Annotated in this window: 23 protein-coding genes; 15 read left to right on the top strand and 8 right to left on the bottom strand. The window is 57.9% G+C overall.

Annotated elements, in window-relative coordinates:
• Window positions 1-4: 4 nt before the first annotated feature.
• The 3 genes from ACR0BF_RS05820 (at window position 5) to ACR0BF_RS05830 (ending at window position 3,514) form a co-directional block, all read left to right on the top strand.
• A complete protein-coding gene (locus tag ACR0BF_RS05820; RefSeq protein ID WP_480603426.1) occupies window positions 5-997 on the top strand; it encodes a type II secretion system F family protein in 993 nt (330 codons plus the stop codon).
• 149 nt (window positions 998-1,146) lie between these two features.
• Window positions 1,147-1,824, top strand: coding sequence for an orotate phosphoribosyltransferase (locus ACR0BF_RS05825; protein WP_480621885.1), 678 nt, complete (start codon window positions 1,147-1,149; stop codon window positions 1,822-1,824).
• Between the two features lie 199 nt (window positions 1,825-2,023).
• Window positions 2,024-3,514: a replicative DNA helicase gene (locus ACR0BF_RS05830; protein WP_480473116.1), complete on the top strand. Its 1,491-nt coding sequence runs from the start codon at window positions 2,024-2,026 to the stop codon at window positions 3,512-3,514.
• A 155-nt stretch (window positions 3,515-3,669) separates the two neighbouring features.
• Here ACR0BF_RS05830 and ACR0BF_RS05835 read toward each other — a convergent pair whose 3' ends face one another.
• Window positions 3,670-4,209: a GNAT family N-acetyltransferase gene (locus ACR0BF_RS05835; protein WP_480624467.1), complete on the bottom strand. Its 540-nt coding sequence runs from the start codon at window positions 4,207-4,209 to the stop codon at window positions 3,670-3,672.
• Between the two features lie 240 nt (window positions 4,210-4,449).
• On the opposite strand from ACR0BF_RS05835, the gene alr reads away from it, so the two are divergent.
• The 10 genes from alr (at window position 4,450) to ACR0BF_RS05885 (ending at window position 13,597) form a co-directional block, all read left to right on the top strand.
• Entirely contained in the window at window positions 4,450-5,484 is a 1,035-nt protein-coding gene (alr, locus tag ACR0BF_RS05840) for an alanine racemase (protein ID WP_480621887.1), read from the top strand.
• A complete protein-coding gene (locus ACR0BF_RS05845) occupies window positions 5,481-6,263 on the top strand; it encodes an MlaE family ABC transporter permease (protein WP_480473122.1) in 783 nt (260 codons plus the stop codon). Before alr ends, ACR0BF_RS05845 begins: the two co-directional genes overlap by 4 nt.
• Window positions 6,260-7,006, top strand: coding sequence for an ABC transporter ATP-binding protein (locus ACR0BF_RS05850; protein ID WP_480473124.1), 747 nt, complete (start codon window positions 6,260-6,262; stop codon window positions 7,004-7,006). The genes ACR0BF_RS05845 and ACR0BF_RS05850 overlap by 4 nt, the downstream gene beginning before the upstream one ends.
• Window positions 7,007-7,107: 101 nt before the next feature.
• Complete coding sequence (locus ACR0BF_RS05855; RefSeq protein ID WP_480473126.1) at window positions 7,108-7,590, top strand: cytochrome b; 483 nt, start codon at window positions 7,108-7,110, stop codon at window positions 7,588-7,590.
• 77 nt (window positions 7,591-7,667) lie between these two features.
• A complete protein-coding gene (locus tag ACR0BF_RS05860; RefSeq protein ID WP_480473128.1) occupies window positions 7,668-8,117 on the top strand; it encodes a paraquat-inducible protein A in 450 nt (149 codons plus the stop codon).
• Window positions 8,118-8,194: 77 nt separating this feature from the next.
• Window positions 8,195-9,556 carry a DNA repair protein RadA gene (gene radA / locus ACR0BF_RS05865; protein WP_480473130.1) on the top strand — a complete coding sequence of 454 codons (1,362 nt, stop codon included), beginning with the start codon at window positions 8,195-8,197 and terminating at the stop codon, window positions 9,554-9,556.
• 40 nt (window positions 9,557-9,596) lie between these two features.
• Complete coding sequence (locus tag ACR0BF_RS05870; RefSeq protein ID WP_267364181.1) at window positions 9,597-10,190, top strand: CvpA family protein; 594 nt, start codon at window positions 9,597-9,599, stop codon at window positions 10,188-10,190.
• A 650-nt stretch (window positions 10,191-10,840) separates the two neighbouring features.
• Window positions 10,841-12,364, top strand: a complete 1,524-nt coding sequence (purF, locus tag ACR0BF_RS05875; protein WP_480624468.1) for an amidophosphoribosyltransferase — start codon at window positions 10,841-10,843, stop codon at window positions 12,362-12,364.
• A 297-nt stretch (window positions 12,365-12,661) separates the two neighbouring features.
• Entirely contained in the window at window positions 12,662-12,910 is a 249-nt protein-coding gene (locus tag ACR0BF_RS05880; protein WP_480473134.1) for a hypothetical protein, read from the top strand.
• A 42-nt stretch (window positions 12,911-12,952) separates the two neighbouring features.
• Window positions 12,953-13,597, top strand: coding sequence for an SDR family NAD(P)-dependent oxidoreductase (locus ACR0BF_RS05885; protein WP_480624469.1), 645 nt, complete (start codon window positions 12,953-12,955; stop codon window positions 13,595-13,597).
• Between the two features lie 60 nt (window positions 13,598-13,657).
• On the opposite strand, the gene ACR0BF_RS05890 is transcribed toward ACR0BF_RS05885, so the two are convergent.
• The 4 genes from ACR0BF_RS05890 to ACR0BF_RS05905 all read right to left on the bottom strand — a co-directional run bounded on the left by ACR0BF_RS05890 (window position 13,658) and on the right by ACR0BF_RS05905 (window position 16,173).
• Window positions 13,658-14,500, bottom strand: a complete 843-nt coding sequence (locus ACR0BF_RS05890; protein WP_480553704.1) for an ATP-binding protein — start codon at window positions 14,498-14,500, stop codon at window positions 13,658-13,660.
• A gap of 117 nt (window positions 14,501-14,617) precedes the next feature.
• Window positions 14,618-15,496: a twin-arginine translocase subunit TatC gene (tatC, locus tag ACR0BF_RS05895; RefSeq protein ID WP_480473140.1), complete on the bottom strand. Its 879-nt coding sequence runs from the start codon at window positions 15,494-15,496 to the stop codon at window positions 14,618-14,620.
• On the bottom strand, window positions 15,493-15,951 hold the full coding sequence (gene tatB / locus ACR0BF_RS05900; protein ID WP_267364187.1) for a Sec-independent protein translocase protein TatB: 459 nt from the start codon (window positions 15,949-15,951) through the stop codon (window positions 15,493-15,495). Before tatB ends, tatC begins: the two co-directional genes overlap by 4 nt.
• A 6-nt stretch (window positions 15,952-15,957) precedes the next feature.
• On the bottom strand, window positions 15,958-16,173 hold the full coding sequence (locus tag ACR0BF_RS05905) for a twin-arginine translocase TatA/TatE family subunit (RefSeq protein WP_480473142.1): 216 nt from the start codon (window positions 16,171-16,173) through the stop codon (window positions 15,958-15,960).
• 222 nt (window positions 16,174-16,395) lie between these two features.
• Between ACR0BF_RS05905 and ACR0BF_RS05910 the strand changes: the two genes are divergently transcribed.
• Together ACR0BF_RS05910 and ACR0BF_RS05915 are read left to right on the top strand one after the other, a co-directional pair.
• Window positions 16,396-16,701, top strand: coding sequence for a hypothetical protein (locus ACR0BF_RS05910; protein ID WP_209503726.1), 306 nt, complete (start codon window positions 16,396-16,398; stop codon window positions 16,699-16,701).
• Between the two features lie 21 nt (window positions 16,702-16,722).
• Entirely contained in the window at window positions 16,723-17,394 is a 672-nt protein-coding gene (locus ACR0BF_RS05915) for a helix-turn-helix transcriptional regulator (protein ID WP_480473144.1), read from the top strand.
• 61 nt (window positions 17,395-17,455) lie between these two features.
• Here the strand turns inward: ACR0BF_RS05915 and ACR0BF_RS05920 are convergent, their stop codons facing one another.
• The 3 genes from ACR0BF_RS05920 to surE form a co-directional block, all read right to left on the bottom strand.
• Window positions 17,456-18,628, bottom strand: coding sequence for a peptidoglycan DD-metalloendopeptidase family protein (locus tag ACR0BF_RS05920; RefSeq protein ID WP_480553707.1), 1,173 nt, complete (start codon window positions 18,626-18,628; stop codon window positions 17,456-17,458).
• A 62-nt stretch (window positions 18,629-18,690) separates the two neighbouring features.
• Window positions 18,691-19,341, bottom strand: a complete 651-nt coding sequence (locus ACR0BF_RS05925) for a protein-L-isoaspartate(D-aspartate) O-methyltransferase (protein ID WP_480517287.1) — start codon at window positions 19,339-19,341, stop codon at window positions 18,691-18,693.
• Window positions 19,338-20,120 (bottom strand): 5'/3'-nucleotidase SurE, encoded by a 783-nt coding sequence (surE, locus tag ACR0BF_RS05930; protein ID WP_480473150.1) that lies wholly within the window; start codon window positions 20,118-20,120, stop codon window positions 19,338-19,340. Before surE ends, ACR0BF_RS05925 begins: the two co-directional genes overlap by 4 nt.
• Window positions 20,121-20,232: the final 112 nt, after the last annotated feature.

The following is a 20,232-nucleotide window of genomic DNA, read 5'->3' on the forward strand; positions in this document are numbered from 1 at the left end:
GGATATGGATATTCTTCAGGACATACTAAACGATCCGCGCGTCACACCGCAGTTGATCCTGTTGGTCGGAATCGCCCTTAGTGTTTTTTTTGTCGTCATGGGCCTTTCCGGATTTACGGCCAGTGAAAACACGGCAGCACGCCGCATGCGCGTTGGGACGGTATCACAAGGGCATGGGCAGGATTTTGACCTTATCCAGGGTGACAACAGCGACCCGCACGGGTTGCTGAAGGCCTTTGTCCCGTCGTCAAAACGCGAACGCTCCAAGATCGGCAAGCTTTTGAAACAAGCCGGAATTCGGCAAAAGCACGCCATTCGCACATATTATACCTTTCGGGTCGTCCTGGGGTTTGTGTTGCCTGCCGCGTTCGTAGCAACCATGGCTTTGCCAATCGAAACGCAAGTTCAGTTAGGGATCGCCGACCTTTTGCAGGGTGTTACGTGGGTTAACACAATGCAGGTCGTGACGGCACTGATGGTCTTGGGCTTTTATGGCCCGGCACTGTGGTTGCGACGTCGAATAAAGAAACGCCGCCGGGCCATCGAACACAGCCTGCCAAACGCGCTCGACCTGTTGCAAGTCGCCATCGAGGCCGGGCTGGGCTTTGACGCGGCGATGATCCGGGTCTCGCATGAAATGGCCAAAGCAGCTCCGGAAATCTCGCAGGAGTTTTCGGTTCTTCAACTGGAGTTGCAGGCAGGCAAAGAACGTCAGGCCGCCTTTCTGGATATGGCGAACCGGGTCGGTATCGACGAGATGAATTCGTTCGCGAACGCCTTTTTGCAATCCAACCAGTACGGAACCAGCATATCCGCGTCATTACGCCGGTTCGCCACTGACATGCGGCTTGACCGAGAGCTTCGCGCCCAGGAGAAGGCAAACCGTCTGCCTGTGCAGATGTCTGCCGTGATGGCCATATGCATGATGCCTGTCCTATTGCTGATTTGTCTGGCGCCAATGCTGATCCGGTGGGTCAACATGTTCGGGCAAGGGTAACGCAGCAACAATGGTGTTCGCATAGCTGAATGCCCGGGAAACAGCGGACCTTAGGGGGGTCCGCTTTTCTTTTGTTCCAACAGCTCTCGACTCCGGGCCAAGGGTCGGGCTATCAGCCCGAAACATCATTTCATCGCCGAGGTCCTGCCATGATCCCCAGTTCTTTTCCCGATAGCACTGAAATCGCTCGCCTGACGGCCCGGATGCTGCTGGAGATCAAGGCTGTCCACTTCAACGCGCGCGAGCCGTTCACGCTGGCAAGTGGCCTTCCCAGCCCGACCTATATCGATTGCCGCAAGCTGATCTCCTACCCGCGCATTCGTTCCACGCTGATGGATTTTCTGACCGTCACGGTAATGCGGGACGCGGGTTTTGAAGCCTTTGACAACATAGCGGGCGGCGAAACTGCGGGCATCCCCTTTGCCGCGATGGTGGCCGAACGTATGGCGCTGCCGATGACCTATGTGCGCAAGAAGCCCAAAGGTTATGGGCGCAACGCGCGTATTGAAGGCGCAATGAGCGAAGGCGAACGCGTGTTGCTGGTCGAGGACCTGACCACCGATGGTGGTTCGAAACTGTCCTTCGTCGATGCAATCCGCGAGACCGGTGCCACCTGCGGGCATACGGCTGTGATCTTTTACTACGGTATCTTCCCCGAAACCGAGAAGACGCTGGGCGACCATGGTGTGAAGCTGCATCACCTTTGCACGTGGTGGGATGTTCTGGCCGAGGCTAAGGCGCAAAAAGCCTTTGATCAGGAAACACTTGACGGGGTCGAGGCGTTTTTAAACGACCCGCGTGGCTGGCAGGACGCGAACAAAGGCTGACGTAACGCAAACCGTTTCTCATTCAGAAACATTACGAGAAAGCCCAACGCTCCATCCACAACATGTTGACGGGGCCCTGCCCCATCCTGCAATATGATGGGGTGGGAAGATATGCACAGGCTATCCCCAGAAAACATACAATTTGCGCCGACTCAGGGCGCTGCGTTATGGCCTCTGTCCAAGGGGCAAGAGAATAGCAATGAACGAGATCAGCAGTATCGAGCAGGCAGCGGCAAAGATCCAGAACGCTGAAACCATGCCGCATTCCATTGAGGCTGAACAGCAGCTTCTGGGTGCCATTCTGACGAACAACGACCTTTACGACCGGGTCGCTTCGATCATTGGGTCCGAGCATTTCTATGACCCGGTTCATGCCCGCATTTATGAGGTCGCCGCTGCACGCATTGCAAAGAACACGCTGGCCTCGCCTGTGACGTTGAAATCCTTCATGGCCGAGGATGAGGGCCTGAAGGAACTGGGCGGACCCGCCTATCTTGTCAAACTGGCCGGCGCGTCGATCAGTGCCTTTGCGGTACATGATTACGCCCAGATGATCTATGACCTCGCCATCCGGCGCGAGTTGATCCGCTTGGGCCGCGACATCTCCGACAAGGCCGCGCGGGTTGATGTAGCCAGCGAACCGAAAGAACAAATCGTCGAGGCCGAGCAACAGCTTTATCAGCTTTCCGAGCAGGGCCAGACCGAACAGGGGTTCCAGTCCTTCCTCAAGGCGGTCACAGAAGCCGTCAATGTTACCAACGAAGCCTACCAGCGCGGTGGCGGCATGGCTGGGATCTCGACCGGTCTGGTCGATCTCGACAAACAACTGGGTGGTCTTCACCCCTCGGACCTGATCATTCTCGCGGGTCGTCCGTCGATGGGGAAAACCTCGTTGGCGACCAACGTGGCCTTCAACGTGGCTAAAGCGTACAAACGCGGTCTGAAACCGGATGGTTCCGAAGGCGCAATTGACGGCGGGGTCGTCGGCTTTTTCTCACTTGAGATGAGCGCCGAACAGCTGGCCGGGCGCGTTCTGGCTGAGGCGTCCGAAATCTCCAGCCACAAAATCCGTCAGGGCGACATGACCGAGGCCGAATTCCGCCGTTTCGTGGATGCGGCCAAAGAACTTGAAGCCTGCCCGCTTTTTATCGACGACACGCCCGCCCTTCCGATTTCTCAGCTTGCCGCCCGCGCGCGCCGGTTGAAACGTACGCATGGGCTGGACCTGCTGGTGATCGACTATCTGCAACTGTGCCGCGGCATGTCCGACAATCGGGTTAACGAGATTGCCGAGATTTCGATGGGCATGAAAGCAATCGCCAAAGAACTGAACATTCCGGTGATTGCCCTGTCGCAGCTTTCCCGCCAAGTCGAAAACCGCGACGACAAACGTCCACAGCTGTCTGACCTGCGTGAATCAGGCTCGATCGAACAGGACGCCGATGTCGTGATGTTCGTGTTCCGCGAAGAATACTACAAGGAACGTGAAAAACCCGGCGATCACGAGCTTGAGAAGATGGAAGAATGGAAGCAGGCCATGGAACGGCTTCATGGCAAGGCCGAGATTATCGTTGGCAAACAGCGCCACGGTCCAATCGGCACGGTCGAGTTGTCATTCGAGGCGCAATTCACCCGGTTCGGCAATCTTGTCAAACCCTGGCAGCAGGGTGGTGAAATCGAAGGTTATTGATCGCGAAAGGACAGCCTTGCCTGGGTTTTCCTGACCTTCATTTGATTGCTGGCAAAGCAAAAAAGGTTCTCTGAACCTTTCGCGCCATTCAGGATCTAGCGCTCGAACCGAGAATGGGTCCGCCCGCCTGTTTTCTGACAGATTGAACTCCGCACTCACCAAAGCGTCGGATTGTTCAACGCAGACACGCATAGCGACGGGCCGCTAAGTGGCGCAAGCGCTTGACCATCCAGCGACTGCCCCAGCCAGCCATGCGGATGGCTCAGCTTCAGCGGCGGTTGTGCAGTGGCCTCAGAAATCCGTTCAAAACCTGTTTTTCGATAGTAAGCGGGATCACCGTAGGTGAGCGCCACGTTCACGCCTGTTGTCCGCAGGCAATCCAGACCATACGCGATCAAAGCCTGCCCAATCCCGGCTTTTTGCTTGTCTGTTCTGACAGCCATTGGCGACAGGATAAAAACCCGGCGCGTGTCCTGTGGAAACAGCATTCTGGAAAAAATGGCACAGCCAAGCAGCACCTGATCGCGTCGCGCGGTGCACACCACCAGATCCTGCGGTGGGGTGGTATCGATCAACTCTTGCACGAAAGCTTCGATAACCGCCCCCTCGTCCGGGCCTTCCGACGCCGAAAATACTTCTGCGAAAAACCGGGCTGTGTCGGACGGATCTGGCGTTTGTTCGGTATAAAAATCCATGATTTCCTCGGTATATGCCGCAGCACCGCTTATTGCAGCGATGGGACGATCTTGTTCTCAACATCACTTTAACACCTATGTGAAGACAATCCCGAAAACGGCTTAACACAGCAGCAAGTCGCCAAAATGTCTGCTTTTTTGGGTGTTTTCCGCCGTATCTGTCACTAGGTGGGCGCAATCTGTCGCGGAAAAAGCCCTTTCCCTCTTGACCTTGGACGGCGCAATGTCATGAACAGTCCCATGAGTACTGCACGTTTGACGATCAATCTTCAGGCCCTCGCCAGAAACTGGCGGGCACTCGACGCGAAAACCGGGGTCGAAACCGGAGCCGTGGTCAAGGCAGATGCCTATGGGTTGGGCGCAGGACCTGTCAGCGACACGTTGGTAGAAGAAGGTGTTCGCAAGTTTTTCGTGGCCGCCGCAGAAGAAGGCGCAACCGTTCGCGAGGCAGTTGGCCCCGGCCCGGTGATTTTCGTTTTTTCGGGACATATGGAAGGCGATGCCGACCTGCTGCGCGGCAACGACCTGATACCGCTGATCAACTCGCCGGAACAGTTTCAACGCCACACAGAAGCCCTGCCCGACCACCCGTTTGGTATCCAACTGGACAGCGGCATGAACCGGCTTGGTCTTGAACCTGCCGACTGGGCAGAGTTGCGCTCCAAAGCCGAAGCCTTGAACCCGGCGCTCATCATGTCTCATCTGGCCTGCTCGGACGAGCCGGACCACCCGATGAACCAGCAACAACTGAAAACCTTCCGCGACATGACTGATGGGGTCGCCGCGCCGCGCTCTCTGGCAGCGACGGGCGGGATGCTTTTGGGGCCTGAGTTTCATTTTGATTTCTGCCGCCCGGGCATCGGCCTTTACGGCGGCATGCCCTTTGCCGGTGCAAAACCCGTTGTAACCGTCGACCTTCCTGTCATTCAGGTGCGCAAGTTGGCCGTGGGCGAGACCGTGGGTTATGGAAACACCTGGGTGGCGCGCCGGCCGTCCCGGATCGCCACCGTTGCTGCCGGCTATGCAGATGGCCTGCATCGCGCTATTGGCGGCGGCATCGACACATTTGCGGGCGACCAACCCTGCCCGGTTGTTGGACGTATCTCGATGGATCTGATCACCGTGGACGTCACAGACCTGCCGAAAGACCCGGAGCGTCTGCGCATTCTCAACGGTCACCAAACCGTTGATGATCTGGCCGAGGCCGCTGGTACAATTGGCTATGAAATCCTGACATCAATGGGCAATCGCTATTCGCGGGGCTACGTGGAATGAACCCAATCAGCGCGCTGGGGGGGCTGGGCCGTACCGTGCTGGGCCTGCTTGCGGCTTTTGGCCGGGTGGCCCTGTTCGCGCTTGATGCAGTGTCGCACATCTTGCGCCCGCCTTTCTATCCGCGTGAATTCGGGATGGCCCTGCTGAATATCGGCTGGTTGTCCCTGCCCGTCGTCGGCCTGACCGCCATTTTCACCGGCGGCGCGCTGGCCTTGCAAATCTATGCGGGCGGTGCGCGGTTCAACGCCGAAGCCGTCGTGCCCCAGATTGTCGCCATCGGCATGGTGCGAGAACTTGGCCCGGTGCTGGTCGGCCTGATGATCGCCGCGCGCGTGACCTCGTCCATCGCGGCCGAGATCGCCACGATGAAAGTGACCGAACAGATTGACGCTCTGGTCACGCTCTCCACTCATCCGATGAAATACCTTACTTCTCCGCGTGTGCTGGCCGCGCTGATCACCGTGCCTGCGCTGGTCGCCGTAGGTGACGTTATCGGGATTGCGGGCGGGTACACTGTCGCCACGCAGAACCTGGGCTTCAACCCGGCGGCGTATCTGAAAAACACCGTCGATTTCCTTGAGATGCGCGACATTGTATCGTCTCTGGTCAAAGGCGCGGCCTTTGGCGTGATCGCGGCTATCATGGGTTGCTATTACGGCATGAACTCGGGCCGCGGCGCACAGGGTGTCGGTCGCGCAACCAAAGGGTCGGTCGAGGCCGCAGCCGTGTTGATCCTCGCCGCAAACTTTGTTCTCACAGGGGTGTTTTTCTCACTATGATCCGGATGGAGAACGTAGAAAAAGCCTTTGGTGACAACCACGTATTGCGTGGAATGAATCTTGAGATTCCCAAAGGAACCTCGATGGTCATCATCGGCGGCTCGGGCACCGGGAAATCTGTTGCCCTGAAATGTATCCTGGGTCTGATCAAACCCGACAACGGCATGATCTATGTCGACGGCAAAGACGCGTCCAAAGGCGACCGCGACGCGTTTCTGGCGCGGTTTGGCATGCTGTTTCAGGGCGGTGCGCTGTTCGACTCGCTGACTGTCTGGCAGAACGTCGCCTTCCGCCTGCTGCGTGGATCCCTGAAACGCCCCACCGAAGAAGCGCGCGAGATCGCCATCGAAAAACTGCGCCGCGTGGGCCTGAAATCCGACGTGGCGGACCGCTTTCCAGCGGAACTGTCAGGCGGGATGCAAAAACGCGTGGGCCTTGCCCGCGCCATCGCCGCCGAGCCCGAGATCATCTTTTTTGACGAACCCACCACGGGCCTCGACCCGATTATGTCCGGCGTCATCAACGACCTGATCCGCGAAATCGTGACAGAGATGGGCGCCACCGCGATGACCATCACCCACGACATGAGTTCCGTCCGCGCCATTGCCGACAACGTGGCGATGCTGCACGGAGGCGTCATTCAGTGGACTGGACCAGTCGGTCAAATGGATGCCTCGGGTGATCCTTATGTGGAACAGTTTATCAGCGGGAGTGCCGAGGGGCCGATTGAGGCGGTGCGGTGATGGCAGTGATGCTGGACAAATAAATCAAAAAAAACCATCGACGGAAATCTGACAGTTTCGCGTTAAACCAGAGCAACGTTATAGTTTGTCGGAGCTTCCCCATGCCCACTTCGTATTCTCGCGCGCAAATCGCCCTTCACTGGGTCATTTTCGTTCTGATCGCAATTCAGTTTCTCTTTCACGAGCCGATGTCTGATGCCTGGGATCAATTCGAACGCGGATTGCCTATCTCTATTCAAGCACCAGTTGCTCTCCATGTGCTCGGAGGGTTGCTTGTCCTTGCACTCGCGATTTGGCGGATTGCATTGCGCCTGACCCGCGGCGCGCCACCGCTTCCGGATAAAGAAACAGCCGCGATGAAGCTCGCCGCGCATGCCACGCACTTCTCACTCTATGCGTTGATGGTATTGGTGCCCGCCTCAGGTGCCCTGGCCTGGTTTGGTGGGATAGCAGCGTCCGCCGAAGTGCATGAGATCCTGAAAACGCTAATGCTCGTTCTGATTGTCTTGCATTTCCTGGCCGCCTTGTTCCATCAGTTCATTCTCAAAACCAATCTGATGGCTCGTATGAAGCGCGCAAGATAAACTACTGAACAAGCATCCTTGAACCCACGATCCAACACCGTAATGTCAGGCGGTCAAACATAATAGCGTTGGCCGCCATGATATTGCGTTTCGCAACCCTGTCACTTTTGGTTTTCTACCCCATCGCGTGGTTCGCCCCGCTGATGCGCGCAGGGTTTCTGCCGATCTTTGGCCTCAGCGAAATCAGCGTCATCACCGGCCTCCAGTCCCTGTGGAAATCTGACGTCTTCCTTGCGCTGATCGTCACCATCTTCGCCCTTTTCGCCCCCTACATCAAAACCATCGGCACGGCGCTGATCCAATGGAACCTGCTGGATGCCCGTGTGCAGCCTGCGCTCAACATCCTCGGCAAGCTGGCGATGGCCGACATATTCCTGATCGCGCTATACATCACGCTGGCCAAAGGCATCTCTTACGCCACTGTTGAGACCGCATGGGGTCTTTACCTTTTCACCGCCTGCATCCTTGCCTCCATCGCTTTGGGCATTCTCACTGAACGCCACAACAAAACCATCGCCCGGAGATAGAGTACGGTGTACCGCTGACGACGAGGAAAGCCCTGCAAGGGCTTGAAGAACCGCCCGTCCTCGGGCACCAAGGCGTCATGGCAAAACCAACCTTCTCCTGCTCCGCCTGCGGCGCATCCCATTCCCGCTGGTCGGGTCGCTGCGACGGGTGCGGCGAGTGGAACTCAATCATACAGGACGTACCGCTGTCGGCAGGCCCAGCCAAGAAATCGCTGGGCTCGAAACGCGGGCGGTCGATGACGCTCACCGACCTGTCGACCGAGGAAACCCCGCCGCCCCGCACGCTCTGCGGAGTGGAAGAACTGGACCGGGTGCTTGGTGGCGGGCTTGTTCCTGCATCTGCCCTGTTGGTGGGCGGCGACCCCGGCATCGGTAAATCCACCCTGTTGCTGCAAGCTGCTGCCCGATTTGCCCGTGCCGGCGTCAAGACGATCTATATCTCGGGCGAAGAAGCCAGTGCTCAGGTTCGCATGCGGGCGCGCCGCCTTGGGCTGGAGAACGCGCCGGTGCAACTTGCAGCCGAAACCAACCTACGCGACATTCTCACCACGCTTGAAGCCGAAAAACCCGGTCTGGCGATCATCGACTCGATCCAGACCATGTGGGCCGACAATGTCGACAGCGCGCCGGGGTCCGTGTCGCAAGTCCGGGCGGCTGCTCATGAGTTGACCGCCTTTGCGAAACGGCACGGCGTGTCGATCATCATGGTCGGACACGTGACCAAGGATGGCCAGATTGCGGGCCCCCGTGTTGTCGAACACATGGTCGATACGGTTCTGTATTTCGAGGGCGAGCGCGGCCATCAGTTTCGTATTTTGCGGGCGGTCAAGAACCGCTTTGGTCCCGCCGACGAAATTGGCGTGTTCGAGATGACGGGCAAAGGGCTCGCGCAGGTCACCAACCCCTCGGCCTTGTTCCTGTCGGAACGCGGTACGCCCAGCCCAGGCTCTGCCGTCTTTGCCGGGATTGAGGGCACACGGCCCGTTCTGGTCGAATTGCAGGCCCTTGTCGCCCCGTCCCCCCATTCACAGCCGCGCCGGACAGTGGTGGGATGGGACAGCGGGCGGTTGGCGATGATCCTTGCCGTTCTTGAAGCGCGTTGCGGCATTCCTTTTGCGGGTCTCGACGTCTATCTGAACGTGGCCGGTGGGTTGAAAGTCAGTGAACCCGCCGCCGATCTGGCCGTGGCTGCTGCATTGCTGAGCGCACGCGAAGACACAGCCCTGCCCGCAGACACCGTCGTTTTCGGGGAAATCTCGCTGTCAGGGGCACTTAGACCGGCTCCGCAGACAGAAAACAGGTTGAAAGAAGCACAAAAACTTGGTTTCACAGCGGCAATAGCTCCGGCAGGTGGCAAAACCGGTACTGTGGCAGGTCTGACACTCACCCGACCCTCTGATTTGGTGGGGTTTGTTGGCGAAACCTTCGGAGCAGGTTAAAGTCGCGCCTTGAGGGGCAGAAAAAGAACAGGCGAGGGCCATGGAAGGTTTTACAATAATCGACGGGGTAGTTGCCCTGATCATCGTGCTGTCAGGCTTGCTGGCCTACTCGCGTGGTTTCATGCGCGAAGTTCTGGCCATCGCGGGTTGGGTTGCGGCGGCCGTTCTGGCGTTCATCTTCGCCCCGCAGGCTGTACCTCTGGTCAAGGAAATCCCGGTCGTCGGAGATTTCTTGCGTGACAGTTGTGAATTGTCTGTGATCACCGGGTTTGCAGCGGTCTTTGCGGTGGCGCTGATCGTGGTCAGTATCTTCACACCGCTGTTTTCATCGCTGGTTCAGCGTTCGGCCCTTGGCGGCCTGGATCAGGCTTTGGGGCTGTTCTTCGGCATCGCTCGTGGCATCCTTCTGGTTGCGATTGCATTCTTCGTTTACGACACCGTCATGACCGGCCAGTCTTACACAATTGTTGATGAAAGCCGGTCGGCCAAGGTGTTTGAACAGTTCAGCGGCCAGATTGAGGAACAAAACCCCGAAGCGGCTTTGGGCTGGGTTACGACTCAGTATGAACAGCTGGTCGCCAGTTGCACGGCAGGAAACGCTGAACCGGCAACAACTGCGCCTTCCAACGGCTGATAGGCAGTTCACCAATTCATGAAAGCCCGGCGCTGCCGGGCTTTTTTGTTGCAGATCAGACAAACCCCTCTCCACCGCACACGGTGCAGCGGATTGTTTTCAAGCCAAAGCATCCGTCACATCGACTGAAAACCGGTTTTCCAAAGATATCTCTGCTTTTGGCGACCTCGCCTGCTCCGTTACAGATCTGGCACGACGCGCGCCCCAATCCCCTGCACCGATGGCACCGCTGCCTGATACGTTCCTGGTTCTTGTGAGGAGGTTTATGTTGCCACATTCAGGTCCCCCCGAGGTGCTGAGCTTTAGCAGTTATGTATGCAATCAAATGCATGACAGCACATATGTTTGCGCATGTCACCATCTTCGTTTTTCTACATCGACATGCGCAAACTTGGCCTGCGGCATTTGGCTATTGTGATCCTTTGATGACAGCCACGCCAATAGGCATTATGTGGGGGCCAACCCGCCACGGAATCGGAGCCACCGATCTTGTACTTTCTGTATGATTGCGCGCTGATCGCAGTGATGGTCGCCCTAACGGCGTCTTGTTCCTGTGTAGCGAACATTTCCGCGCTGAAGATGCAGAAAGTCCGGTGCCGAACTGCGGTTAATCCTCGAATGATATCGTCATAGAAGTTGGAGCCCCTTGAATGTGTGGGATTTTAGGAATCGCAAGCCGGACACATGATGTCTTTGCTGAGATCTATGACGGGTTGCTGATGTTGCAGCACCGGGGTCAGGATGCCTCGGGGATCGTGACCTACAACGGCGAATTCTTCCGGGAAAAGAAAGCCAATGGTTTGGTCAAGGACGTGTTCAACGCCCAGGATGCTGAAACCCTTCTGGGTCATATCGGCATGGGTCATGTTCGTTATCCCACGGCCGGATCACTCAGCGCGGCCGAAGCGCAACCTTTCTTCGTGAACGCGCCTTACGGTATCTATCTTGTTCACAACGGCAACATCACCAACACAGCGGAACAGCGCGAGAAAGTGACCGGGAAATATAGTCGCCACCTGCGCACCACATCGGATTCGGAAATCCTGCTGAACGTGCTGGCCGACAAAGTGGCTGACGCCATCAAGGTGAACGGCAATTCGGATCCGATCCGAAACATCTTTGCCGGTGTGAAGATGACGATGGAGCGGGTTCAAGGTGCCTACTCGGTAATCTGTCTGGTGGCTGGTGTTGGCATGCTGGCGTTCCGCGACCCATATGGCATTCGGCCCCTGTCGGTCGCAAAGCGCAATGTCGACGGTCAGGGGGACGATTATGCCTTTGCTTCGGAAGACGTGGCCTTTGGCATCAACAGTTTTGAGAAGCTGCGCGATCTGCGCCCGGGCGAGGCCATCCTGATCGACCTGAAAGGCAACATGCACGAGTTTCAGGCGGTCGAAGGCAAGCTGACGCCCTGTATCTTCGAGTATGTGTATCTGGCACGTCCGGATTCACTGCTGGACGGAGTCTCGGTTTATAAAACCCAGATGCGCATGGGACAGACGCTGGCGAAACAAATTCAGGACTCGGGCCTGGAAATCGACCGGATCATTCCCGTACCCGACAGCGCCCGCCCCGTGGCGCTGGAAGCGGCTAAAATCACCGGCATCCCCTATCGCGAGGGGTTGGTGAAGAACCGCTATGTCGGGCGTACCTTCATCATGCCGGGTCAGGCCGAGCGACAGAAATCCGTACGCCGCAAACTGAATGCCGTTCCGCTGGAATTCGAAGGCCACAGCGTTCTGTTGATCGACGATTCCATCGTGCGGGGCAACACCATCAAAAAGATCGTTCAGATGTGCCGCGACGCCGGAGCAAAGAAGGTTTATGTGGCCAGCGCCTCGCCGCCGGTCAAATACCCTAATGTGTATGGCATCGACATGCCGACCAAGGCCGAGCTGATCGCAAATGGCAAAGAGATCGAAGAGATCCGTGAAGAGCTGGGCGCCGATGCGCTGTTCTATCAGCATTTGGAGGACCTGATCTGGGCCGCCCAGGAAGGCAACCCGGAAATCCAAGGATTTGATTGTTCCTGCTTTGACGGCAATTACATTACCGGCAGTGTCAGCGCGGATTACCTGGACAGTCTGGAAAACAGCAGCCGTGTCAGCCAGAAACGCGCGGATATGCAGGTTCAGGGCGGGTCCTGGAATGCGGCCAAACTCTCCTCAGGCTGAAAGACCCCACCCATTTATGGCACGCCTGGATTCTGCTCAAACAACGAATCAAACCGTTCGACATACAGATAGGACAGCCCTGTTAAGTATGGCTCGCATCTAAACTGTTCCGCCGATGAGTGGAAATCTGCCACAACCCGGCGGTGAATCTTGCACGATCACAAGGGCTAACAAAAGGGTCGCTACGTCGTGAAGCGTTGTGTCTGTGAGGGTCTTTTGCTTACCTGATCGTTTTGTTATCGGGCGGCAACCACTCACACAAATAAGGGGTTCGGAACTCACGCCGGGCCACGGACCATGTCAAACACCAATGTCAAAAGCGCGGCCACGCAGCAGGGCGCGTTAAACAAGAACTCCGTTTCTGTCCTGGGAGTGTTCGGGCCCAAAACCGATCTGCACGCCTTGGTACGCCTGTCATCGGGCCGCGTGAAAGAGGTTGAACCCGGAAGCCGTGTCGCCTCGGGCATGGTAGTTGCAATTGATGAACAGGGAATCATGCTGCGACAAAGCGGCCAGACCAAGCGGATCGCCATTCCCGGCAGCTAATCGCGACTTGACGCCCCTCGCGCAGGGGTTCAAACCGCAGCCATGACCGATCAGACAAAAATCGCCCTTATCACCGGGGCCTCTCGCGGGTTGGGCGCTGCGCTGGCCGAAGCGTTGGCACCTGAATACCATATCGTCGCCGTCGCCCGGACCACCGGCGGGCTGGAAGAGCTGGACGACCGTATCAAGGCGAAGGGCGGGTCAGCCACTCTGGCCCCCATGGACATCACCGATCCAAACGCCATGGCGACCCTGTGTCGTGGCATCCATGACCGTTGGGGTAAGGTCGACCTGTGGATGCACACAGCCATCCACACATCAGCACTGACGCCGGTGCATTTTGTTGACCCCAAGGAATGGGCCAAGGCGATCAACACAAATGCAAACGCGACCTCGGTTCTGATTCCCTATGTCTCACCCCTTCTGGGCGAGAGTGGCCATGCGGTGTTTTTTGACGATCCGAAGGCTGGCGAGAAGTTTTATGGCATCTACGGTGCCACCAAGGCCGCGCAGATGGCTCTGGCCCGCAGCTGGGCCGTCGAGACTGAACGCACCGGTCCGCGGGTTTCGGTTATCGAACCCGCGCCGATGCCCACGGCCGTCCGCGCGCGGTTTCATCCCGGGGAAGACCGGAGCGTTCTGAACAGCACCAAGGATGAAGCTGCGCGGATTCTGGCACTGCTTTAGGAAATGGCCCTGGCGGGCCATGCCTCTGGCGGGGATATTTGCAGCCAGGTGAAGCCGGGATCAGGCGATATGCACGCCGTTGCGCCCGGCCAGATCGACGAAGAATTGCCAGGCGACACGGCCAGAGCGCGACCCGCGCGTGGCTTGCCACTCAATTGCCTCGGCGCGCAGGGTCTGTGCATCAACGGAAACGCCATAGGCGGCGCAATAGCGGTCGATCATCGCCAGATACTCGTCCTGATCGCAGGGATGGAACCCAAGCCACAGGCCGAAGCGATCCGACAGCGAGACTTTTTCTTCGACCGCCTCGGAAGGATTGATGGCGCTGGACCGTTCGTTTTCGATCATATCCCGCGGCATCAGATGGCGGCGGTTCGAAGTGGCGTAGAAGACCACATTTTCCGGCCTGCCTTCAATGCCGCCATCCAGAACAGCCTTGAGAGATTTATAATGCTGGTCATCGTGGCTGAACGACAGGTCATCGCAAAACAGTATGAACCTGTAGGGTGCTGCGCGCAGATGGTTCAGCAACCGTGCGACCGTTCCCATATCCTCGCGCTGCAATTCGACCAGCTTTAGATCGGCGTAATCAGCGCTCAGTGAGCCGTGCACGGCCTTTACAAGGCTCGACTTTCCCATCCCCCGCGCCCCCCAGAGCAGCGCATTATTTGCCTTGTACCCTGCTGCAAACCGGCGCGTATTGTCCATCAACGTGTCGCGAGAGCGATTGATGCCGACCAGAAGATCCAGATCGACCCGGTTGACTTGCGTAACAGGTTCCAGTCGTTCCGGTTCGACGTGCCACACAAATGCTGGAGCAACGGCAAAATCAGGCGCCACCAAAGGAGCCGGTGCCATGCGTTCCAACGCCTCGGCGATACGGTTCAGGGCTTGGTCATCCATGTGGGCCTCCGGTTTTGTCTTGAGGGGTTCAAAGCACGTTCCAATTGGCACAACAAGAGTTTCCAATGAAAAAGGCGCGCCATTGGATGGCGCGCCCTTTTGGTTTCGTCGGCAGACTTACTTGTCGTCTTCGAACTCCTGCATCAGGTCATCATCCGCTTCCGCTTCATCATCGTAGTAACCGTCAGCGCGTAACTGATCCTCGCGTTTCTTTTCAACTCGCGCGACCAGGAAGATCGAAATCTCGTACAGACCGTACACCACCACAAACAGAATGATCTGCGTAATGACATCCGGTGGTGTGACAACTGCGGCCAGAACCAGAATGCCGACCACCGCATATTTCCGAACAGCGCCCAGCCCCTCGGCACTGACCAGTCCTGCCTTCCCCATAAGAGTCAGGAGAACCGGCAGTTGGAAACATAATCCAAAGGCCACGATGAACTTGATCGTCAGGTTCAGATATTCCTGGGCTGAGCCCTGAAACACCACACTCAGCGGTGCCGCGCTGACCCCATCGGCCACGGCTTCACCCTCAGCCCCGAATTGCTGGAACCCGAGGAAAAAGTCATAGGCCAGAGGCGTGACAACGTAGAAGGCAAAGCTTGCGCCCAGGAGGAACATAAAGGGCGAAGCAAGCATGAATGGCAGGAACGCGTTTTTCTCGGACTTGTAGAGGCCCGGTGCCACAAAGCGCCACATCTGCATCCCGATATAGGGAAATGCCAGAATGAACCCGCCCAAGAGGGATACCTTGATTGCAACAAAAAACCCTTCCTGTGGCGAGATGAAGATCAGGCCACAATCCTGCCCGCGCTCGGCCAGAACGTCACACAGGGGATTGGTCAGGAAATTGAAGATCGGCGTCGCCACTGAAAAACAGATGATCATACCGATCAGAAACGCCACAACGCTGTGGATCAGCCGTGTGCGCAGTTCGGCCAGATGTTCGATCAACGGGGCCGAAGAATCGTCAATCTCGTCGGTTTTGCTCATGTCTTGCTTTCAGTGTTCAGCGCGGCTTCGGCCTCTTCTGCCTTGGCCAGCGCATCGGCTGCTTCTTTGGCTTTGCGCTCGGCGGTCGCACGGGCGGCTGACGCCTGAACTTTTTTGGCCTGCTCGGCCCGCTCGGCCGCCAGTTTACCTGTTTCGCTGTCAGGATCGAACTTTGTGGGATCGATGCTTTTCGCCATCTCCTGCGCGGCTTGCTTGACACCGTCCATGGCCGATCCCACAGGGTTCACGGCAGCGTTGAGACCTTTCTTGATCTCATTCACCCCTGCCTGATCGGCGGCTTCGTTCATGGCGCTGCTGAACTCGCGCGCCATTCCGCGCGCCTTGCCGACAAAACGCCCGACATTGCGGAACAGCACCGGCAGGTCCTTTGGCCCCACAACGATCAGGGCAACGATGCCGATTACCAGAAGCTCGGTCCAGCCCAGATCAAACATCTGCGCTTACGCCTTGTCTTTCTCGGCTTCAGGTGTGACGTCCTTGGCCAGTTCAGAAGCGTCCTTTTCCAGCTCTTCCGAACCGTCCTTCACACCCTTCTTGAACGCAGTGATACCTTTGCCGACTTCACCCATGAGCGAACTGATCTTGCCGCGTCCAAACAGAACCAGAACCACAACGGCGATAAGCAGCAGGCCAGGAAGGCCGATATTGTTGAGCATGTCTTTTCTCCTTTTTCGTCGGCACGTTTGCGCGCCGGGAACATGATCTGACTCAGTCTTTACGCCTCGATCGCTGGTCTCAAAAGGGATCTGTTCCGATTTGCCGGCGAAAATTGTATCAATCGCGTGAAATCTAAGGGGTCGCAATTCTCAACTGACAGGTTTATGTCAGTTGCTATCCGTTAGGGATTTGGCATCGAAACAAGGTCAATGGAGAATTAAATGACCCACGTTGCTGAAATCGTCACCTTCACCCTGGCCAATGGCACCACGCCGGAAGAGTTCGTGAAACTCAGTCAGGCCTCTGAGGCCTTTGTGCGCAGCGCGCCGGGATTTGCCCATCGGCAGCTTAGCCAGGGCGAAGATGGTCGCTGGACCGATTATGTTGTCTGGACCGATTTGAAGGCGGCACAGGACGCAGCCGCACAGTTTCCTCAACAGGAATGTGCAGCAGGCATGATGGCGGTCATCAATCCGGATAGCATCCAGATGCGACACGAGAAAGTACTATGGAACATGACTGCCTAAACGCGGTCAGAACGGCGTGTCATGCGCCGCACTGACCGCCTGTTCGGTATCATCCAGATCCTGCGCGACGGAAAACTGCACCGCGCGCAGGACATTGCGGACCGGCTTGAGGTGTCGGTTCGCACCATCTATCGCGACATGGATACGCTTGTTGCCTCGGGCGTTCCGGTCGAGGGCGAGCGCGGTGTCGGCTACATGGTGCGCGAGCAGATCACCCTGCCCCCGTTGAACCTGACCACAGCCGAGCTTGAGGCGCTGAATCTTGGCATGGCCATCGTGGCCGAGGCCGCGGATACTGACCTGAAGGCTGCCGCACAATCGCTTGCCGACAAGATCGACGCTGTTCTACCAACGCAGGTCCTGGCCGAGGCGGACAGCTGGAAATTCGCGGTCTACCCATTTGCCGATGCCGCAAGGGGCCTTGCCCATATGGCCCCGATCCGTGCAGCCATCAAATCACGTCAGAAACTTCACCTGTCCTATCGCCGCATTGACGGCGTTTTGACCGAACGCACCATCCGCCCGCTCCATATGGAATACTGGGGGCGGGTCTGGACCCTTACCGCCTGGTGCGAGCTGCGCAATGGATTTCGTGTCTTTCGCATCGACCTGATCGAAGCAGTTTCACCCCTTCCGGAAATCTTCGCCGACGAACCCGGAAAACGCCTGAGCGACTATGACCCGTACGCCTGACAGGCTTCATCTTTTCAGAAATACTCTCGCCGAAGGCAGGCCCGGTACGGGCCATCCAGCCTCACTTCAGATAGGGTTCCGGGTCCACGGACTCGAACCCTTTGCGGACTTCGAAATGCACATAGGCATCGTCGCCGCCCCGCAATTGCGCCAGCTTCTGGCCACGGCGTACCTTATCGCCTTTCTTGACAGTGATCTTGTCGACATTTGCATAGACAGTCAGAAGATCGTTGTTGTGCTTGACCACAATGATCGGCACCTGATCCGCGTCCGCGGTGATCGCCGCGACCGTACCGGCTTCGGCAGCTGTGACCGACGTACCCGGAGCGGCAGCGATGTCGATGCCCTCATTCTTGCCCTTGTCATAACCGCGAATGATAGTTCCGCCAACCGGCAGAGACAGCGCGGATGTGCGCGTATTGGTTGGCGCTTCGGCGGTCACGTCGGGGGCCTCGGCCAACGGCTCAACTTTCTCGTCCGGCAAGGGCTGCGTGGCGCTGGGTGGCGTCGGCGTCGGTGATCCCTGTCCCGGTTCCGTCACCTCCGTGGCGGGAACGGGCGCGGCACTAGCCGCATTTTGCCGGGGCGCGGGCTGGTTCTTGACCGGAATCAACAAGTATTGACCCTCACGCACGGTAAAATCTGATCCCAACCCGTTCCATTCCGCCAGAGATTCAACCGGCACCTGGTAGAGGCGCGAGATTGTATAGGCCGTCTCACCCCGCTTGACCTTGTGCCTGACCGGCTCCGGCCCAGTTGAAATCGGCGCAGGCGTTGATGCCGGTTTCGCGGGTTCCAGGGTTGTGGTCTGAACCGAACCCGACGCCGGCACTTGGTCAATTGCAGACCCGGCGACCGACGCGATGTCCACGCTGCTTCCAGCACCGACAGTGCGTGGCAGGGCAAGAACCTCACCCTCTCTCAGCGTGTCCGTTGTCTGAAGGCCGTTGAAGCGCGAAAGCTCGCCCTCGGGCAGGCCAACCCGCGCGGCCACGTCCCGCACCGTATCGCCGCGGCGCGCCACGACCACCTGATAATTCGGATAGGTAATGACGCCCCGGCTGTCCGGTGTCGGGCGGGATGCCGTCGCGGATTGCGCTGCATTGGTGGTCGAAAATCCACCGATCTGCCCACGAAGGTCATAATCCAGAGGTCCCTCGCACCCGGCCAAAATGGCCAGAGCGGCCACCCCGGTCGCACAGCGGCGCATTGCTGATTTGGATACTGCTCTCATAATTCTGTCCTCAACGCCTGCCCCTGTTGCCCGGAGTTCCGGCGACCAATTCTTTAAGCCTATTACGCCTCATCCTTTCCAAGCCCCTCCAGAAGGGGAACGAAACGGACCGACGTTAATTCGTCATAGTCCAGACCATTTTCGGTGCGCGTCACTTTGATCAACTGCTGCACCGCGTCCGACTGGCCCACGGGTAGAACCATAATACCCCCGATTTTCAGCTGCGCCAAGAGCGGGCCCGGAGGATCCTCGGCTGCGGCTGTGACAATGATCCGGTCAAAAGGGGCTTGTTCCGGCAGGCCAAATGACCCGTCAGACAACATAGAAGTGATATTCGTCAGGCCCAGATCGGCAAACAGCTTGCTTGTTTCGCTCACCAACCGCCTGTGGCGTTCCACTGTATAGACCCGGCGGGCCAGTTTGGACAGGATCGCCGCTTGATAACCTGAACCTGTCCCAATCTCGAGCACCGTGTCCCGTGGTCCAACGTTCAGGGCCTGCGTCATCAGACCTACGACCGACGGTTGACTGATCGTCTGACCGCAGGAAATCGGCAACGGCATGTCCTCGTAAGCGCGCCCTGCGAACAGGCCGGTGACAAAGCGACCGCGGTCCACCTGCTCCATCGCAGCCAGCACGCGCGCATCCGTGACCCCCCGTTTGCGCAGGGCAAACAGGAATTGCATTACGGTTTCAGGGTCCAGTCCGCTCATTCGACCGCCTTCAATGCCTCCAGCATGTCATGCGCAGTCAGGTCAGCGCGCATCGGCGTGACCGAGATATAGCCTTCCAGATTGACGGCCGCATCCGTTCCGGGTGCGGTCGGATTGTGTTGATAGCCACCCTTGATCCACAGGAACCGTCGCCCCGAAGGCGAACTGTGCGGTTCGACCGAAAAACGCGTGTCGCGCCGAAACCCCTGCGCCGCAATCCGCGTGCCCAGAACATCGTCTGCCGGAACCGGTGGGAAATTCACGTTGTAGAACAGCCGGTAATCATCTTGTTCTGCCGGAGTTGCGTCCAGAATCCGGCGCACCAGATCTGCACCATACCGGGCGGCTGCCTCAAACGGGTCGTCAAGGCCCAGGTTGCGGGGGCCAAAATATTGCGACAGGGCAATCGCTGGGACGCCCTGCAATGCCGCTTCCATCGCGCCGCCGATCGTACCGGAATACAACGTGTTTTCAGCCGAGTTATTGCCCCTGTTCACGCCCGATAGAACCAGATCGGGAGGGGTATCCAACATAACGTCGTGAAGCCCTGCCAAAACACAATCCGCAGGTGAACCTTCGGCTGCAAAGCGCCGCTCGCCCAGCTTGGCGACCATCATCGGGTGGGTATAGCTGATGCAATGTCCGACCCCGGACTGTTCAAACGCGGGTGCGACCACCCAGACCTCTCCATCCGGTCCGGCCAGTTCAGCTGCAATCGCCTCAAGCGTGATCAAGCCCGGGGCATTGATCCCGTCGTCATTGGTCAGAAGAATTCGCATGTGCCCGATTTACCCCCGCGTTTGGCTCTTGATAGACCCGGGCCTGCGTTGCGGCAAGCGACGCGGCCCCGCAATCTGAGGTTTTCGCGCACCACTCGGGTGGAAATCGATG

It is taken from the genome of Ruegeria sp. AG7 (assembly GCF_056541545.1).

Excerpts from the sequence above, each read along its gene's own strand:
- ACR0BF_RS05915 (WP_480473144.1), top strand. The coding sequence starts at position 16,723 with ATGCGCCGCACTGACCGCCTGTTCGGTATCATCCAGATCCTGCGCGAC.
- ACR0BF_RS05890 (WP_480553704.1), bottom strand. The coding sequence starts at position 14,500 with ATGGATGACCAAGCCCTGAACCGTATCGCCGAGGCGTTGGAACGCATG.
- ACR0BF_RS05860 (WP_480473128.1), top strand. The coding sequence starts at position 7,668 with ATGATATTGCGTTTCGCAACCCTGTCACTTTTGGTTTTCTACCCCATC.
- ACR0BF_RS05920 (WP_480553707.1), bottom strand. The coding sequence starts at position 18,628 with ATGAGAGCAGTATCCAAATCAGCAATGCGCCGCTGTGCGACCGGGGTG.
- tatC (WP_480473140.1), bottom strand. The coding sequence starts at position 15,496 with ATGAGCAAAACCGACGAGATTGACGATTCTTCGGCCCCGTTGATCGAA.
- ACR0BF_RS05830 (WP_480473116.1), top strand. The coding sequence starts at position 2,024 with ATGAACGAGATCAGCAGTATCGAGCAGGCAGCGGCAAAGATCCAGAAC.
- ACR0BF_RS05850 (WP_480473124.1), top strand. The coding sequence starts at position 6,260 with ATGATCCGGATGGAGAACGTAGAAAAAGCCTTTGGTGACAACCACGTA.
- ACR0BF_RS05910 (WP_209503726.1), top strand. The coding sequence starts at position 16,396 with ATGACCCACGTTGCTGAAATCGTCACCTTCACCCTGGCCAATGGCACC.
- ACR0BF_RS05820 (WP_480603426.1), top strand. The coding sequence starts at position 5 with ATGGATATTCTTCAGGACATACTAAACGATCCGCGCGTCACACCGCAG.
- radA (WP_480473130.1), top strand. The coding sequence starts at position 8,195 with ATGGCAAAACCAACCTTCTCCTGCTCCGCCTGCGGCGCATCCCATTCC.
- ACR0BF_RS05885 (WP_480624469.1), top strand. The coding sequence starts at position 12,953 with ATGACCGATCAGACAAAAATCGCCCTTATCACCGGGGCCTCTCGCGGG.
- ACR0BF_RS05855 (WP_480473126.1), top strand. The coding sequence starts at position 7,108 with ATGCCCACTTCGTATTCTCGCGCGCAAATCGCCCTTCACTGGGTCATT.
- surE (WP_480473150.1), bottom strand. The coding sequence starts at position 20,120 with ATGCGAATTCTTCTGACCAATGACGACGGGATCAATGCCCCGGGCTTG.
- ACR0BF_RS05870 (WP_267364181.1), top strand. The coding sequence starts at position 9,597 with ATGGAAGGTTTTACAATAATCGACGGGGTAGTTGCCCTGATCATCGTG.
- ACR0BF_RS05835 (WP_480624467.1), bottom strand. The coding sequence starts at position 4,209 with ATGGATTTTTATACCGAACAAACGCCAGATCCGTCCGACACAGCCCGG.
- ACR0BF_RS05905 (WP_480473142.1), bottom strand. The coding sequence starts at position 16,173 with ATGCTCAACAATATCGGCCTTCCTGGCCTGCTGCTTATCGCCGTTGTG.
- ACR0BF_RS05825 (WP_480621885.1), top strand. The coding sequence starts at position 1,147 with ATGATCCCCAGTTCTTTTCCCGATAGCACTGAAATCGCTCGCCTGACG.
- ACR0BF_RS05880 (WP_480473134.1), top strand. The coding sequence starts at position 12,662 with ATGTCAAACACCAATGTCAAAAGCGCGGCCACGCAGCAGGGCGCGTTA.
- ACR0BF_RS05925 (WP_480517287.1), bottom strand. The coding sequence starts at position 19,341 with ATGAGCGGACTGGACCCTGAAACCGTAATGCAATTCCTGTTTGCCCTG.
- tatB (WP_267364187.1), bottom strand. The coding sequence starts at position 15,951 with ATGTTTGATCTGGGCTGGACCGAGCTTCTGGTAATCGGCATCGTTGCC.
- alr (WP_480621887.1), top strand. The coding sequence starts at position 4,450 with ATGAGTACTGCACGTTTGACGATCAATCTTCAGGCCCTCGCCAGAAAC.
- ACR0BF_RS05845 (WP_480473122.1), top strand. The coding sequence starts at position 5,481 with ATGAACCCAATCAGCGCGCTGGGGGGGCTGGGCCGTACCGTGCTGGGC.
- purF (WP_480624468.1), top strand. The coding sequence starts at position 10,841 with ATGTGTGGGATTTTAGGAATCGCAAGCCGGACACATGATGTCTTTGCT.